Below are 14884 nucleotides of genomic sequence, written 5' to 3'. Positions count from 1 at the left end.
AGAAAGGTATTGTCATGCTGTACTGGTTGACCGCCCTGTCGGATGGCGGGGATTTCTGGAACCTCTTCCGGTATATCACCTTCCGCGCAGGCGGTGCCTTCATGACCGCGCTGATCTTTGGGTTCATCTTCGGAAAACCGCTGATCAACGTGCTGCGCAGGAAGCAGGGCAAAGGCCAGCCGATCCGTGACGACGGTCCCGAAGGGCATTTTTCCAAGGCAGGCACACCAACGATGGGCGGGTTGCTGATTGTCGGAGCTCTTGTCACGTCAACCCTTGTCTGGGCGCGTCTGGACAACCCTTATGTCTGGATGGTGCTTTTTGTGACCCTGTCTTATGCGGCCATTGGATTCGCGGATGACTACGCGAAAGTCTCAAAACAGAACACGCAGGGGGTTTCAGGCAGGATGCGCCTCGCATTGGGCGTAATTATTGCCGTGCTGGCTTCGCTTTGGGCGACGTTGCACCATCCCGAAGCGTTGCAGAACCAGCTGGCTGTACCAGTCTTCAAGGACACGCTGGTCAATCTGGGCATCTTCTATATCCCGTTCTCGATTGTCGTGATCGTGGGGGCCGCCAATGCGGTGAACCTGACCGACGGTCTGGACGGCCTGGCTATCATGCCAGCCATGATCGCCGCCTCGACGCTGGGCGTGATCGCCTATGCGGTGGGCCGCGTCGACTTTACCGAATATCTCGACGTGCATTACGTGCCCGGCACGGGTGAGATCTTTATCTTCACCTCCGCGCTGTTCGGAGCCGGCCTCGGGTTTCTCTGGTACAACGCCCCCCCTGCGGCAGTGTTCATGGGCGATACCGGCTCGCTGGCCCTGGGCGGCGCGCTGGGCGCCATAGCCGTGGCCACCAAGCACGAGCTGGTTCTGGCCGTCGTCGGCGGCTTGTTCGTGGTCGAGGCGCTGAGTGTGATCATTCAGGTCCTCTACTTCAAACGCACCGGCAAACGGGTCTTCCTGATGGCCCCGATCCATCATCATTATGAGAAAAAAGGCTGGGCCGAGCCGACCATCGTCATCCGCTTCTGGATCATCTCGCTGATTCTGGCGATGATCGGACTGGCAACGCTGAAAGTCCGGTGAGTAACCGCCGAATTGTTTTGTCAGGATGTTCCAGCGGAGGTAAGTCAACCCTGCTTCAGGAAATGGCGAAACGTGGCTACGCAACGGTTCCTGAACCTGGTCGACGCGTGGTCAGGGCCGAGCAGCATAGCGGTGGGAACGCGTTACCGTGGAATGACCCCAAGGCGTTTTGCAGAAAGGTGATCAGCACGGCTTTTGACGACATGGCCCATGCTCCAACTGGTCTGGTTCTGTTTGACAGGTCGGCGCTGGATGCTCTGATCTGGTTCGAGCGCACGGGCACAAATCTTGAAAATGCATTGCGTGATAAGATTCTGCGGCTTGGCTATGATTGCCGCGTGTTCCTGTTTCCACCATGGCCTGAAATCTATGTTCAGGACAGCGAGCGACAGCATGATCTGTCTGACGCTCTTGCGGAATATGAAGCTTTGTGCGACCGCTTACCGAAACTTGGTTTCCAGACAGTCCTTGTCCCGAAACGGCCCGTGGTCGAGCGGGCAGACTGGCTTGAAGCGCAGCTAGGCAAAGGACACATGAAATGATCCCGGTCAAAGGCTTTTCAGGGCAGAAAGTTGCGGTTCTGGGATTGGGCCGGTCCGGTCTGGCAACGGCACGCGCCTTGCGCGCAGGCGGGGCAGATCCGGTGTGCTGGGATGACAACCCGACAACCCGCGCCACAGCCGAGGGCGAAGGATTCTCCTGTGCCGACCTACGCAAGCATGGGGCGTTTGACGATATCGCGTCGCTGATCGTCTCACCGGGCATTCCGCATCTCTATCCCGAACCGAACCCCGTGGTTGCCGCAGCTTTGGACGCAGGCGTGCCGGTGGACAATGACATCGGGCTGTTCTTCCGCTCTTTTGCGGGGCCGGAATGGAACAACTACGACACGCCGCCGCATGTCATTGCAGTCACCGGTTCGAACGGGAAATCCACCACTGCGGCGCTGATCCATCACATTCTGACCGAGGCCGGGCGCGAGGTGCAGCTGGCCGGAAATATCGGGCGCGGTGTTCTGGATATCGATCCGGGTGGTGATGGTTCGGTCGTGGTGCTGGAGCTTTCCAGCTATCAGACGGAACTGGCCCGTGCGCTGACCCCGGATGTGGCGGTGTTTACCAATCTGTCGCCCGATCATCTGGACCGCCACGGCGGCATGGGGGGATATTTCGCGGCCAAACGGCGCCTCTTTGCCGAAGGCGGCCCTGACCGTGCGATCATTGGCGTCGACGAAACCGAAGGTGCGTTTCTGGCTGGGCAACTGTCCGAAGGGCCGGCGGATGACCGGGTGATCCGTATCTCGGTAACGCGAAAGCTGACTGGGCCGGGCTGGCAGGTCTTTGCGCGCAAGGGGTTTTTGTCGGAATACCGCAAGGGGCGGCAGGCCGGGTCCATCGACCTGCGCGCGATCAAGGGCCTTCCCGGTGCCCATAACCACCAGAACGCCTGCGCGGCTTATGCCGCCTGCCGGTCGCTGGGCCTTGCGCCGCGCGTGATCGAAGACGCGCTGCACTCGTTCCCGGGCCTGCCGCATCGCAGCCAGATCATCGCCGAGGCTGATGGGGTTACCTATGTCAATGACTCCAAGGCGACCAATGTCGACAGCGCCCTGAAAGCGCTTATGGCGTTCAAAAAGATCCGATGGATTTGCGGCGGTCTTGAGAAAGAGGGCGGCATATCAGCCCTGAACACGGCGGCGGGCGAGGTCGTCAAAGCATATGTCATCGGACGCGAAGCGGCCGGTTTTGCGATGCAGCTTGAAGCAGATGCGCAGGTCTGCACCACGATGGAGGCCGCCGTGGCACAAGCCATGGCGGATGCCGAGGCCGGTGACACGGTGCTGTTGGCACCGGCTGCTGCCAGTTTCGACCAGTATGACAACTTCGAACAGCGCGGCGATGACTTTGCAACACAGGTCAGGCGCAGGTTGACAAAATAGCCATTTGCAATAGACCGCCGGCTGGGCCAAGCTTGGATGCTATCAGCTTGACGCGGCACCATTATTGGTTTTGCCTGCCAGCAGATTCAACACGAGGTTATGACTATGCCATTTCGTAGACTTTCTCTGATCCTGCCTGCCATTCTTGTTGCGGGGGCCTGTACGAACACGGGTGCCAACTATCAGCCCATCGTCGATGGTCCGGTCGGCCCGAATTACAACGTGGACCTGCAGCAATGCCAACAACTGGCGGCATCGCAAAGCAGCGTTGATGGCTCTACCGCGGGGAACGCAGCAATTGGCGCAGCGGGTGCCGCGGCCGTTACCGGGATCGTTCAGGACAGCAGCGACAATCTTGGTCGCGCGGCTGTGGCAGGTGCCCTGGTGGGCGCTGGCGCAGACGTCATCAATAAAAACCAGAACAAAGAAGTGATCGTGCGCAACTGCATGCGCGGGCGCGGCTACAACGTCGTAGGCTAGAGTCCGGCGGCAATTGCAACACCTGCGGCATGGCCTGACGACCATGCCCACTGGAAGTTGTAGCCGCCCAACCAACCGGTGACATCAACTGCTTCGCCAATTGCATAGAGGCCGGGGACCTCCCTGGCCTCCATCGTTTTCGAAGACAGGTCATCCGTGTCGATCCCGCCCAAGGTGACTTCGGCGGTGCGATACCCTTCGGTTCCCGACGGCACCAGTTGCCACGCAGACAGGGCCGAGGTCAGCTCGGCCAGTTTCGCGTCCGACTGATCCGCCAGCTTCCCGGACATCGGAATGATCCGGCACAGGTAATCGACCAGCCGGGCCGGCAGATGCCGCGCCAGTTCAGTGGTCAGCTCCTTGCGGCCTGCGCTTTGCCGCTGTGCGCGCAACAGATCAAACAGGGGCAGGTCGGGGATCAGGTTCACCCGGATTGCCTCACCTTCGCGCCAGTATGACGACAGCTGCAATACCGACGGGCCGCTCAGGCCGCGATGGGTGAACAGCAGCGCCTCGTCGAAGCTGGCGCGATCATTCGACAGTCGCGCGGGCAGTGAAACGCCGGACAGGTCCCTGAACCGCCCATCCGAGAAGGTGAACGGCACCAGCGCCGCCCGCGTCTCGGTCATCCGCAACCCGAACTGGCGCGCGATATCATAGGCCAGCCCGGTTGCGCCCATCTTGGGAATCGATTTCCCACCCGTCGCCAGCACCAGATTGGTGCAGGTCAGGTGCTGCCGTTGCCCGTCACGCTCCACCTCCAGCTCAAAGCCGCTTTCGGTCTTGCGCAGATCGCGCAGCGAGGTTTGAATCCACAGCTCTGCTCCTGCATTGCTCATTTCATCCAGCAACATCCGGATGATCTGTTTCGAAGAGCCATCGCAGAACAACTGGCCCAGCGTTTTCTCATGCCATGTGATGTTGTGACGTCCGACCAGATCGATGAAATCCCATTGCGTGTACCGTGCAAGGGCGGATTTGCAGAAATGCGGGTTTCGCGACAGGAAGTTGCCCGGCCCGGCATGCATGTTGGTGAAATTGCAGCGCCCCCCGCCCGAGATGCGGATTTTCTCGCCGGGTGCCTTGGCGTGGTCAATCACCAGCACGCGCCCACCGCAATGGGCCGCACACATCATGCCGGCAGCCCCGGCCCCAAGGATGATCGTGTCGTAGGTCATGCGCGGGGGGATGGCGTGGATTAAACAAGATGGCAAGAGCCCATGCCGAAGTCGCGGGGCGCGCGCTCGCCGCGTTCTCGCAAATTCGAGGTCGGCTGACAGGGCGATTGCCATAGTTTCAACGCGCTGACATGCTGAGGCCATACCGCAAAGAGGTTTTGACAAGACAAACTGGCAAAAGGAACTCTGAATGCAATTCCCCGAATTTATTTCGTCATTTCCGAAACTGGATGTGCCTTTTCCTGAAGACGTGGTGCAGACGGCCGTCATTCGATCAGATGCAGGGCTGGTCGCTTTCTTTACTTTCCTCAAGGACATGGAACTTCCCCTGCATTCGCATGGTGCCCAATGGGGGACGGTGGTTGAGGGTGAAATTGAACTCACGATCGGTGACCAGACCCGCACCTACGGCCCCGGCGACAGCTACTCGATCCCAAGTGGAGTCGCGCACGGGGGGACCATCAAGGCGGGATCACGTGTCATTGACGTGTTTGAGGAACCCGATCGATATCCGATCAAGGAATAATACATAGCGACCCGCCTTGTGGATCAACGCGCGCGCCGTTCCGCTAAGCGGTGTGTCCAATGCTGCAACATCCCCGGACAGCCACGTGCAGCGGGGGGCGCTTCGGGTCTGGACGGTCGATTTCTGCCTTGTGGCTTCATCCTACTAGCCCAAACACAAAAATCCCTGTAGAGTCTCAATCAGACCCCGAAAACGGGGCGTTGACGAGGCAGAGAGTGGCGGTATCTCATGACTGAGATGGTGTATGGCGCGGTCCAGGACCAGCGCGGAGAACCGATTCTACCGAAATGGTGGCGTACGATCGATCGCTGGACGATGTCCTGCGTTCTGATCCTGTTTACCATCGGGCTGTTGCTGGGGCTGGCCTCTTCGCCACCGCTGGCCGGTCGAAACGGGTTCGATCCGTTCCACTATGTCGAACGTCAGGCCATCTTCGGCGGATTGGCGCTGATTGCGATGCTTCTGACCTCGATGATGTCGCCGACGCTGGTACGCCGTTTGGCGGTACTGGGTTTCCTGGGGGCCTTCGTGGCGCTGGTTTTCCTGCCCGTGTTCGGGACCGACTTTGGCAAGGGCGCGGTGCGATGGTATTCGCTGGGGTTCGCCTCGCTGCAACCGTCCGAGTTTCTGAAGCCCGGCTTCATCGTCGTTGCTGCATGGCTGCTGGCGGCCTCACAAGAGATCAACGGCCCGCCGGGGCGGATCTGGTCGTTTACCCTGTGCATGGCGATTGTCGGCATGCTGGTGATGCAACCTGATTTCGGTCAGGCCTGCCTGATCCTGTTCGGCTGGGGGGTGATGTATTTTGTCGCCGGGGCGCCGATGCTGCTGCTGGTCGGAATGGCCGGGTTTGTTGTTCTGGGCGGTATGTTCGCCTATTCCAGCTCTGAACACTTTGCCCGCCGTATCGATGGCTTCCTGAATCAAGAGGTCGATCCGACCACCCAGTTGGGCTATGCCACCAATGCCATCCGAGAGGGCGGGTTGTTCGGCGTCGGCGTAGGGGAAGGGCAGGTGAAATGGTCGCTGCCCGATGCCCATACAGATTTCATCATCGCTGTCGCGGCCGAGGAATACGGCCTGATCCTCGTCATGATCATCATTGCGCTTTATGCGCTGATCGTCGTGCGCTCGCTGCTGCGGCTGATGCGCGAACGCGACATGTTCATTCGTCTGGCGGGCACGGGACTGGCCTGCATGTTTGGCGTTCAGGCGATGATCAACATGGGTGTTGCGGTGCGTCTGCTGCCCGCCAAAGGCATGACTTTGCCGTTCGTCAGCTATGGCGGCTCGTCGCTGATTGCTGGCGGTATTGCCGTTGGCATGCTGCTGGCCTTCACCCGAACCCGCCCACAGGGCGAGCTTGGCGATATTCTGCGCGGACGAGGATAATGGGGATTCCATACTTGTTGATTGCGGCTGGTGGGACCGGGGGGCACATGTTCCCCGCTCAGGCGCTGGCCGAGGCGATGCTGAACAAAGGTTGGCGTGTACGCTTGTCTACCGACCCGCGCGGCGCCCGCTATACCGGTGGTTTCCCGCATTCGACCGAGATCGTCGAGGCATCGTCGGCCACGTTCGCGCGGGGCGGTCTGGCGGCCAAGGCCATGGCCGGCCCCAAGATCGCCGGTGGTGTGGCTGGCATGGTGTTCCAGATGATGCGGGACAAGCCCGACGTCGTTGTGGGTTTCGGCGGGTATCCCTCGATCCCGGCGCTGAGCGCTGCGACCATGCTCAAAATCCCCCGCATGATCCACGAACAGAACGGGGTGCTGGGACGTGTGAACCAGCTGTTCGCCACCCGCGTCGCGCAGGTGGCCTGCGGTGTGTGGCCCACGGACCTGCCCGAGGGCGCATATGGCATCCACACCGGCAACCCGGTCCGGGCCGCCGTTCTGGACCGCGCCGCGGCCGGTTACATTCCGCCCGGTGATTATCCAATGTCGGTCCTTGTCATGGGCGGGTCACAAGGCGCACGCATCCTCAGCGATGTGGTGCCCGGTGCCATCGCCGCACTGCCCGAAGAAATCCGCACTCATATCCGCGTGGCACATCAGGCCCGGGACGAGGACGGCGAGCGCGTCACAGCCTTCTACAACGAACACGGCATCCGCGCCGATGTGCAGCCCTTCTTTGATGATGTCCCCCGTCGCATGTCGGATGCGCAACTGGTGATCTCGCGTTCAGGCGCGTCCAGCGTTGCCGATATCTCGGTCATCGGGCGCCCGTCGATCCTGATCCCCTTTGCCGCCGCCGCCGGAGATCACCAGACAGCCAACGCACGTGGGTTGGTACAGGCGGGCGGGGCCATCATGATTCCGGAAAAGGCTCTTGACGTTCCTGCGCTGACACAGCAAGTCACCACGGTTCTCACGAACCCCGAAGCCGCACAGAAAATGGCCCATGCCGCCTTGTCTGTCGGGGCACCTGACGCCACCGAGCGTCTGACAGCCCTTGTCGAACAATTGGCGCAGAAGGAGACCACATGAACCCAGCAACCAAACTGCCGCAGGACGTAGGACCGATTCACTTTGTGGGGATCGGCGGGATCGGAATGTCGGGTATCGCCGAGGTGCTGCTCAATCTGGGGTACCGGGTGCAGGGTTCGGACCTGAAGGCATCGAAGATCACCGACCGGCTGGCAAGTCTGGGGGCCGAGATTTTTGTAGGCCAACGCGCGGAAAACCTTGAAAACGCGGCCGTTGTGGTGGTCTCGACCGCGATCAAACCGGGCAACCCCGAGCTTGACGGCGCCCGCGCCCGCGGCCTTCCGGTGGTGCGCCGGGCTGACATGCTGGCCGAACTGATGCGGCTGAAATCCAACATCGCCATCGCCGGGACCCACGGCAAGACCACGACGACCACGATGATGGCCGAACTGATGGTGGCAGGCGATTTCGATCCGACCGTGATCAATGGCGGCATCATCCATGCCTATGGATCGAATGCCCGTATGGGACAGGGCGAATGGATGGTAGTCGAAGCGGACGAGAGCGACGGCTCGTTCAACCGGCTGCCCGCGACCATCGCCATCGTCACCAATATCGACCCCGAGCATATGGAGCATTGGGGCGATTTCGACATGCTGCGCGCGGGTTTCCATGAATTCGTCTCGAACATCCCCTTCTACGGGCTGGCCGTGTGCTGCACCGACCATGCCGAGGTGCAGGCTCTGGTGGGCCGCATCACCGACCGCCGCGTGCGCACTTATGGGTTCAACGCGCAGGCCGACGTGCGGGCCGAGAACCTGACCTACAAGGGCGGCATCGCGCATTTCGACATTCACCTGCAATACGAAGACAAGGTGATCGAAGGCTGCACCTTGCCGATGCCCGGCGACCACAACGTTTCCAACGCTTTGTCCGCCGTGGCCGTTGCCCGGCACCTGGGCATGAAAGCCTCGGAAATCCGCGATGCGCTGGCCAATTTCGGCGGCGTCAACCGCCGCTTTACCAAGGTCGGCGAGATCGACGGCGTCACCATCATTGACGACTATGGCCACCACCCCGTTGAAATCGCCGCAGTCCTGAAAGCCGCGCGACAGGCGGCCGAAGGCCGCGTGATCGCCGTGCACCAACCGCACCGTTATTCGCGCCTGTCCAACCTGTTTGACGATTTCTGCACCTGCTTCAATGACGCCGACGTCGTGGCCATTGCCGATATCTTCGCCGCCGGAGAGGACCCGATCGAAGGCGCATCGCGTGATGATCTGGTACAGGGCCTGATCCGCCACGGCCACCGCCACGCCCGCGCGCTGTTTGATGAAAACGAGCTTGAGCGGCTTGTGCGCGAACAGGCCCGCCCGGGCGATATCGTCGTCTGCCTCGGGGCCGGTACGATCAGCGCCTGGGCCAACGGCCTGCCCGAGAGATTGCAGCGAAAACAAGCTGTTTGACTTCGCTTCTGTTTGGTGCACAACCTGAAAGTGTAGCAATTGCCCGCAGCTGCCACATGTCCTCGGAGGGGACAGATGGACTATTCGATGATCCTTGCCGCCCTTTGGGTGATCTGCGCCACGATCGTGGCGTTCTTGCCGATGCGGCTGCAATTCCCGCCGGGTTTCGCCCTGCTGATCTGCGCTCCGGTTCTGATCGTCTGGCTGGGTTATGATCACGGCTGGTTCTGGTCGGTATTCGCCTTCGGCGGATTTGTTTCGATGTTCCGCAACCCCATCCGGTATTACTGGCGGAAATGGGTGCGCCGGGAGGTCATGGAATGAACTGGTCCATCGCCCTTGCCGGTCTGTGGGGCGTTTCCGCGAATCTGCTGGCAATGATCCCAAGCAAAGACAACCACTGGACTCGCGCCTATTTCCTGATCGCCGTGGGCATTCCGATTCTGGGGTATGTCACCTATCAGAACGGCCCGTGGATCGGCTTGCTGGTGCTGGTCATGGGCATGTCCGTGCTGCGCTGGCCCGTGATTTATCTGACCCGTTGGACAAAGATGAAATTGCAGGGCATGAAGGCGGCTGACGAATAACCGGCCAGTTTCAGGAGGTCCGCCATGGCGTCCGTCGCCACATTTGCCTATCTGCCATTTCTTTCTTTCCTGTTTGGTGCCGCCGCCGGTTTCACGGCAGGCCGTTGGCTGGGCCTGCGCGGCTTGTTGTGGCTGATCGGTCTGGCCTCGGCCGTCGGATTGGCGTTGATCGTGGTGCTGGCCGGTATTGGCACCGGCGAAGAAGAACAGGCGTTCGGCCCGCTGGTCTGGCTGACCGCCGGCGTTCTTCCCTTTCTGTTCGCCGCGATCATGGGCGGTGTGGGCGGACGCAGCCTGGCAGTGCGTGCAGACGCATGACAACGTTTCCCGTTCCGAAAGGTCGCCTGTCTCGGGCGCGGCCTCTCTCTGACCTCACATGGCTTCGCGTTGGCGGCCCGGCCGATTACCTGTTCCAGCCTGCTGATATCGAAGATCTGCAAGCCTTCCTGCGGGAACTGCCAGCGCAAACCCCGATCTTTCCGATGGGGGTCGGCTCGAACCTGATCGTTCGGGATGGAGGTCTGCGGGCCGTTGTGATCCGGCTGGGGCGCGGGTTCAACGCCATCTCGGTTGACGGCAACACCGTCACGGCGGGCGCTGCGGCACTGGATGCGCATGTTGCGCGCAAGGCGGCGGATGCAGGCGTGGACCTGACCTTTCTGCGCACCATTCCGGGTTCGATCGGCGGCGCGGTGCGGATGAACGCGGGCTGTTACGGCAGCTACACGGCGGATGTGCTGCGCAAGGCCACCATTGTCACCCGGCAGGGCGACCTGCGGGACCTGACGCCCGAAGACTTGAATTTTCGCTATCGCCAGACGGACCTGCCGGAAGGCGCAGTGCTGATTTCGGCTGTGTTCGAGGCCCCTTCAGGCAATCCTCAAGACCTCCATGCCCGTATGGAGGCACAGTTGAAAAAACGCGACGAAACCCAACCCACCAAGGACCGCAGCGCGGGGTCGACCTTTCGCAATCCGGCCGGGTTTTCTTCGACCGGGCAGGCGGATGACGTGCATGATTTCAAGGCGTGGAAGGTGATCGACGACGCCGGAATGCGCGGCGCGACGCTTGGCGGTGCGCAGATGAGCCCGAAACACTCGAATTTCCTGATCAATACCGGCGCGGCAACCGCTGCCGACCTTGAAGGTCTGGGCGAAGAGGTGCGAAAAAAGGTTTACGAAACAAGCGGCATCACGCTAGAGTGGGAAATCATGCGGGTCGGTGATCCGCTAAAAGAATAAAGCCCCGACCGTCAGACCAATACAGGCAAATTCAGGCGACGGATCAAAGGCATAAACGCAGTACGGACCACCACATAAGGTCCGGGGACATTGAGGCGCACATTGGGTATGTCGAGCAGGACAAACCCCAAAGTGGCGGTATTGATGGGTGGACCCTCGGCGGAACGCGAGGTGTCTCTCAGCTCTGGGCGCGAATGCGCGGCCGCCCTTGTGGGAGAAGGCTTTGAAGTGGTCGAACTGGACGCAGGTCCCGACCTCTGCGCGCGCCTTGTGGACATCAGGCCGGATGTGGTTTTCAACGCCCTGCATGGCCGCTGGGGCGAAGATGGCTGTGTGCAGGGCCTGCTGGAATGGATGCGCATTCCCTATACGCATTCCGGCGTGTTGGCCTCGGCGCTGGCAATGGACAAGCAACGCAGCAAGGACGTCTATCAGGCCGAAGGTCTGCCCGTCGTTCCAAGCGTGATCGTGCCCAGGCTTGAAGTGGTCAAAGCACATGTGATGGAGCCGCCCTATGTGGCCAAGCCAAACAACGAAGGCTCCAGTGTCGGGATTTACATCGTCCATGAAAACGCCAATGGCCCGCCGCAGCTGTCCGAAGACATGCCCGATCAGATCATGGTCGAGAAATATGTTGCGGGGCGTGAACTGACCGTAACAGTGATGGGTGACCGCGCCCTGACCGTGACTGAAATCATGACAGATGGCGGCTGGTACGACTATGACGCCAAATACAAGCCTGGCGGGTCATGGCACGTTCTGCCTGCCGATGTGCCACCGGACATCTTTGACCGTTGCATGGATTACGCCGTGCGCGCACATGTTGCCTTGGGATGCAGGGGCGTCAGCCGCACCGATTTCCGCTGGGATGACAGCATGGGCGCCGACGGGTTGTTTCTGCTTGAGACCAACACCCAGCCCGGCATGACGCCGACATCTCTGGCCCCGGAACAGGCCGCCCATCTGGACATGACATTCGGCCAGCTTTGCGCCTGGATGGTGGAGGACGCCTCATGCGACCGCTGACAGCCAGCCGTTCACTGGAAATCCACCGCAGCAAACCTCTTGCGGGGCCGGATGCCGATTTCGCCTCGGCCGACACTGAACCGCGCGACGGTCAACCGCTTCTGCGCCTGCGCGGCGCGCGGGTGTTTTCCCGCACCGCAAGACGCAGTGACCCGGCACCATCGCGCCTCAGCTACCGGCTCCAGCGCTGGATGCTGACACCGGGCATTCGCCTTGGTGTCAAACTTGGCCTGCCGATCTGCGCCATCGCAGCCGCGGTTGGCATCTTCTTTGCCTCGCAGGACCGTCGCGACGCTCTTGCCGCTTATGTCGCCGATGTGCGCACTTCGATTCAGGAACGCCCCGAATTCATGGTCAACCTGATGGCCATCGACGGGGCGGGAACCGACCTGTCCGAAGACATCCGCGAAGTTGTGCCGCTGGATTTCCCGATCAGTTCCTGGGATCTGGATGTGGAACAGATCCGCGACACGATCACCGGGCTGGACCCGGTGAAATCCGCAACCGTCAGAATCCGCCCCGGAGGTATCCTGCAAGTCGATGTCGTCGAGCGTCAGCCCGTGATCGTCTGGCGAACGCGTGAGGGGCTTGAGCTGCTGGATGAGACAGGCGCGCATGTCAAGGAAACCACCTCTCGCAAGGACCACGCCGATCTGCCGTTGATCGCGGGGGCGGGCGCCGACGATCACGTCCGAGAAGCGCTGGAGCTTCTTCAGACCTCGCGCAGCCTGGGCAATCGCGTGCGCGGCTTGGTGCGCGTGGGAAAGCGGCGCTGGGATCTGGTGCTGGACCGTGGTCAGCGCATCATGCTGCCGACCGAACGCCCGGTGCGTGCGCTGGAACGCGTGCTTGCCGTGAATGAGGTGCAGGACCTTCTGGAACGTGACGTGGCCGTGGTCGACATGCGCCTTGGGCAGCGCCCAACCATCCGAATGACCAAAGCCGCCAGCGAAGACTGGTGGAATACAAAAGTGACAATGAGTAACGGGCAGTAACGACCATGATGACCGATCTTTATCAGTCCCAGCGCGCCATGCGTCAGATGCGGCGGCAGGCTTTGCAACGCGGTGTGATTGCGATTCTGGATGTGGGCAGTTCGAAAATCGCCTGTCTTGTGCTGCGCTTTGACGGAACCGGTCGGCTGAGCGAGGACAACACCATCGGTTCCATGGCAGGGCAGACGGGCTTTCGGGTTATCGGGGCCGCAACGACACGTTCGCGCGGCGTCCAGTTTGGCGAAGTCACCGCCATGCAGGAAACCGAACGTGCCATCCGCACCGCGCTTCAGGCCGCACAGAAGATGGCCGACATCCGCGTCGACCATGTAATCGCCTGTTTCTCGGGCGCGAACCCGCGCTCTTACGGGCTGGATGCGCAAGTCGATCTGGACGGTCAGATCGTGACCGAGGCCGAAGTGGGCCGGGTTCTGAACGCCTGCGACGTACCGGATTACGGCGACGGGCGCGAAGTGCTGCACGCACAGCCGGTGAATTTCGCGCTCGACAACCGATCGGGCCTGATCGACCCGCGCGGGCAGATGGGCCAAAGCCTTGCGGTCGACATGCATATGCTGACCGTGGATTCGTCAGCGATCCAGAACATCGTGCGCTGTATCAAGCGCTGCGATCTTGAACTCGCGGGTATTGCCAACTCGGCCTATGTCTCGGGCATCTCGGCGCTGGTCGAAGACGAGCAGGAACTGGGTGCGGCCTGTATCGACATGGGCGGCGGCACCACCAGCGTTTCGATCTTCATGAAAAAGCACATGATCTATGCCGATTGCGTGCGCATGGGCGGTGATCACGTGACCGCCGATATCTCGATGGGCCTGGGTGTGCCTGCCGCCGTGGCGGAACGGATCAAGACATTCAATGGTGGCGTTCATGCCACCGGGGCCGACGACAGGGATATGATTGATATCGGTGGTGACACCGGCGATTGGGAACACGACCGCCGCACCGTCAGCCGTGCCGAACTGATCGGCATCATGCGCCCCCGTGTCGAGGAAATTCTTGAAGAGGTCCGCGTCCGGCTGGATGCGGCCGGGTTTGAACATATGCCAAGCCAGCAGATCGTGCTGACCGGCGGCGGCAGCCAGATCATGGGGCTGGACGGGCTGGCCACGCGCATCCTCGGTCAGCGCGTTCGCCTGGGCCGCCCCTTGCGCGTGCATGGCCTGCCGCAATCAGCCACCGGGCCCGGGTTCTCGTCCGCTGTCGGCCTCAGCCTGTTTGCGGCGCACCCGCAGGATGAATGGTGGGATTTTGAGATCCCGGTCGATACCTATGCCGCGCGCCCGTTCAAGCGCGCCGTGCGGTGGTTCCGTGACAACTGGTAGACGTCTGCGCGGGTGTGCACTGGCCGCGGCGCTGCTGCCTTGCTGGGCCTCGGCCCAGACCATGATCACGCCCGAGGCGTTTCTGGACGCGGCGGTTGGCAATACTCTGACGTTCTACGAAATCCGCAGCGGTGGCCTGGTGGGGACCGAACAATTCCTGAACCGCCGCATGTCGGTCTGGCGCGAAGAGGGGCAGGGCTGTGTCTACGGGCAGATCACGACGCCAAACGGTCAGTTGTGTTTTCTGTACGACAATGACCCGGACGGCGTTCCGGTCTGTTGGTGGCCGTTTTTGCACGAAGGTCGTTTGATGGTGCGGCTTGCCTCGTTCGCCGATGGGGAAATACAGGAAGTGCGATCGATGACGGACCGCGGTCTGGACTGTCCGAATGCACCGCTTAGTTGAAGAAACCGGTTGCAGCGCTTCGATTTATCCCTCAAGATATCCACAAGGCCCGAAAGAGGCCTCGCGGCAGGACCTGAGCAGTTTTCCGCAGTGTAGATGACGGTCGATCAGAGCGTGATGACAATGTGTCCTCGCGTTCATGTCGGTTGTCTAGTGATGGTCGCCGTTGTT

General features: G+C 61.1%; 17 protein-coding genes. 16 read left to right on the top strand and 1 reads right to left on the bottom strand.

Going from position 1 to position 14884, the window contains the following annotated elements; all coding sequences use genetic code 11:
* Positions 1-14 precede the first annotated feature (14 nt).
* The 4 genes from mraY (at position 15) to AC2FNN_RS14145 (ending at position 3516) form a co-directional block, all read left to right on the top strand.
* Positions 15-1097 (top strand): phospho-N-acetylmuramoyl-pentapeptide-transferase, encoded by a 1083-nt coding sequence (gene mraY / locus AC2FNN_RS14160; RefSeq protein ID WP_480583017.1) that lies wholly within the window; start codon positions 15-17, stop codon positions 1095-1097.
* Entirely contained in the window at positions 1094-1639 is a 546-nt protein-coding gene (locus AC2FNN_RS14155) for an AAA family ATPase (RefSeq protein WP_496759184.1), read from the top strand. The genes mraY and AC2FNN_RS14155 overlap by 4 nt, the downstream gene beginning before the upstream one ends.
* Positions 1636-3036, top strand: a complete 1401-nt coding sequence (gene murD, locus AC2FNN_RS14150) for a UDP-N-acetylmuramoyl-L-alanine--D-glutamate ligase (protein WP_496759183.1) — start codon at positions 1636-1638, stop codon at positions 3034-3036. The genes AC2FNN_RS14155 and murD overlap by 4 nt, the downstream gene beginning before the upstream one ends.
* 105 nt (positions 3037-3141) lie before the next feature.
* On the top strand, positions 3142-3516 hold the full coding sequence (locus AC2FNN_RS14145) for a glycine zipper family protein (RefSeq protein WP_245217959.1): 375 nt from the start codon (positions 3142-3144) through the stop codon (positions 3514-3516).
* Here the strand turns inward: AC2FNN_RS14145 and AC2FNN_RS14140 are convergent.
* Complete coding sequence (locus AC2FNN_RS14140; RefSeq protein WP_496759182.1) at positions 3513-4694, bottom strand: BaiN/RdsA family NAD(P)/FAD-dependent oxidoreductase; 1182 nt, start codon at positions 4692-4694, stop codon at positions 3513-3515. The genes AC2FNN_RS14145 and AC2FNN_RS14140 overlap by 4 nt on opposite strands.
* 190 nt (positions 4695-4884) lie before the next feature.
* Between AC2FNN_RS14140 and AC2FNN_RS14135 the strand changes: the two genes are divergently transcribed.
* The 12 genes from AC2FNN_RS14135 (at position 4885) to AC2FNN_RS14080 (ending at position 14713) form a co-directional block, all read left to right on the top strand.
* The gene (locus AC2FNN_RS14135; RefSeq protein WP_496759181.1) at positions 4885-5220 is read left to right on the top strand and encodes a cupin domain-containing protein; all 336 of its coding nucleotides are present in this window, start codon (positions 4885-4887) and stop codon (positions 5218-5220) included.
* 228 nt (positions 5221-5448) lie between these two features.
* Positions 5449-6612, top strand: a complete 1164-nt coding sequence (gene ftsW / locus AC2FNN_RS14130; protein ID WP_496759180.1) for a putative lipid II flippase FtsW — start codon at positions 5449-5451, stop codon at positions 6610-6612.
* The gene (locus tag AC2FNN_RS14125; RefSeq protein WP_496759179.1) at positions 6612-7709 is read left to right on the top strand and encodes a UDP-N-acetylglucosamine--N-acetylmuramyl-(pentapeptide) pyrophosphoryl-undecaprenol N-acetylglucosamine transferase; all 1098 of its coding nucleotides are present in this window, start codon (positions 6612-6614) and stop codon (positions 7707-7709) included. The genes ftsW and AC2FNN_RS14125 overlap by 1 nt, the downstream gene beginning before the upstream one ends.
* Entirely contained in the window at positions 7706-9115 is a 1410-nt protein-coding gene (murC, locus tag AC2FNN_RS14120; RefSeq protein ID WP_496759178.1) for a UDP-N-acetylmuramate--L-alanine ligase, read from the top strand. Before AC2FNN_RS14125 ends, murC begins: the two co-directional genes overlap by 4 nt.
* Positions 9116-9190: 75 nt before the next feature.
* Complete coding sequence (locus tag AC2FNN_RS14115; protein WP_496759177.1) at positions 9191-9439, top strand: DUF2484 family protein; 249 nt, start codon at positions 9191-9193, stop codon at positions 9437-9439.
* Positions 9436-9702 (top strand): DUF2484 family protein, encoded by a 267-nt coding sequence (locus tag AC2FNN_RS14110; protein ID WP_496759176.1) that lies wholly within the window; start codon positions 9436-9438, stop codon positions 9700-9702. Before AC2FNN_RS14115 ends, AC2FNN_RS14110 begins: the two co-directional genes overlap by 4 nt.
* A 24-nt stretch (positions 9703-9726) precedes the next feature.
* The gene (locus AC2FNN_RS14105; RefSeq protein WP_496759175.1) at positions 9727-10020 is read left to right on the top strand and encodes a hypothetical protein; all 294 of its coding nucleotides are present in this window, start codon (positions 9727-9729) and stop codon (positions 10018-10020) included.
* Positions 10017-10943, top strand: coding sequence for a UDP-N-acetylmuramate dehydrogenase (gene murB / locus AC2FNN_RS14100; protein WP_496759174.1), 927 nt, complete (start codon positions 10017-10019; stop codon positions 10941-10943). The genes AC2FNN_RS14105 and murB overlap by 4 nt, the downstream gene beginning before the upstream one ends.
* Before the next feature lie 102 nt (positions 10944-11045).
* A complete protein-coding gene (locus AC2FNN_RS14095) occupies positions 11046-11969 on the top strand; it encodes a D-alanine--D-alanine ligase (RefSeq protein WP_496759173.1) in 924 nt (307 codons plus the stop codon).
* A complete protein-coding gene (locus AC2FNN_RS14090; RefSeq protein ID WP_496759172.1) occupies positions 11957-12964 on the top strand; it encodes a cell division protein FtsQ/DivIB in 1008 nt (335 codons plus the stop codon). The genes AC2FNN_RS14095 and AC2FNN_RS14090 overlap by 13 nt, the downstream gene beginning before the upstream one ends.
* An 8-nt stretch (positions 12965-12972) precedes the next feature.
* On the top strand, positions 12973-14307 hold the full coding sequence (gene ftsA / locus AC2FNN_RS14085; RefSeq protein WP_170344711.1) for a cell division protein FtsA: 1335 nt from the start codon (positions 12973-12975) through the stop codon (positions 14305-14307).
* Entirely contained in the window at positions 14294-14713 is a 420-nt protein-coding gene (locus tag AC2FNN_RS14080; protein WP_496759171.1) for a hypothetical protein, read from the top strand. The genes ftsA and AC2FNN_RS14080 overlap by 14 nt, the downstream gene beginning before the upstream one ends.
* Positions 14714-14884: the final 171 nt, after the last annotated feature.

This window comes from Ruegeria sp. BHSA118 (assembly GCF_059613405.1).
The sequence above is the reverse complement of the archived record's forward strand: the minus strand, read 5'-3'. Positions and strand labels throughout refer to the sequence as shown.